The 730-nt window shown below is 29.5% G+C and carries 1 protein-coding gene; it reads left to right on the top strand.

Features of this window, described 5'->3' with window-relative positions; genetic code table 11:
• Positions 1–364 precede the first annotated feature (364 nt).
• Complete coding sequence (locus tag ACSC97_RS18220; RefSeq protein WP_436662352.1) at positions 365–658, top strand: type IV pilin protein; 294 nt, start codon at positions 365–367, stop codon at positions 656–658.
• Positions 659–730 lie beyond the last annotated feature (72 nt).

The raw sequence follows: 730 nt of genomic DNA, 5'->3' as shown, positions 1-730 counted from the left end.
GGCAGAAGAAATTATTTAGACCAATGATCAAAAACTTCATTGATGACTTTATTCTCGATAAAAATCATCTGCTACCACAGAGAGTCTATAAATAATAGTGCGTAAGTCCTATATATTATATTTGTTTGAGTGTTATAATTTTCATGATGAAACTTTTTTTATGCTTTATTAATCAATATATTATTTTTAAATAATATTTAAGTAATAAATTTTTCTACATAAATTTTGAACAATAAAATCAATTAAATGACATTTTGCGTCACTGTGATTTTATCTTTTGATAAAGCATAAAATAAATCATATTATTACAAAGCACAATTTTGTCTAAGAAAAATTTATATAAATGCTTATGCTAGGGTGGCAAATGAAAGCTTCATCGGGGTTTACTTTAATTGAGTTAATGGTTGTAGTGGCAATTATTGCAATTATTGCATCTATTGCTATACCTAGTTATTCAAAATATATCGTTGCAAGTCATCGCACAGAGGCTCAGGCAGCGATGTTGAATTTAGCGCAATTTCTAGAGAGCAAATACAATGCATCCTTTAGTTACCCAGCAGTTGCAGATATTCCTGCATCATTAAAATCTCCTGAAAACGTCAATACTTATTATACATGGCTTTGTTGCACAAATAGACGAAAGGTAGAGTTGTTCTAATCTTCAGATATTTATGCAACAGCCACCGTTTTAGCTGTACCAAGTTGAGTAAATTTATTCAAAATATCGACT

This window comes from Acinetobacter sp. P1(2025) (assembly GCF_051390655.1).
Taxonomy (GTDB): Bacteria; Pseudomonadota; Gammaproteobacteria; order Pseudomonadales; family Moraxellaceae; genus Acinetobacter; species Acinetobacter junii.
Note: the sequence above shows the minus strand (reverse complement) of the source record. Positions and strands in the feature narration are given on the sequence as shown.

Coding starts and splice junctions, on each gene's coding strand:
- ACSC97_RS18220 (WP_436662352.1), top strand. CDS start 365: ATGAAAGCTTCATCGGGGTTTACTTTAATTGAGTTAATGGTTGTAGTG.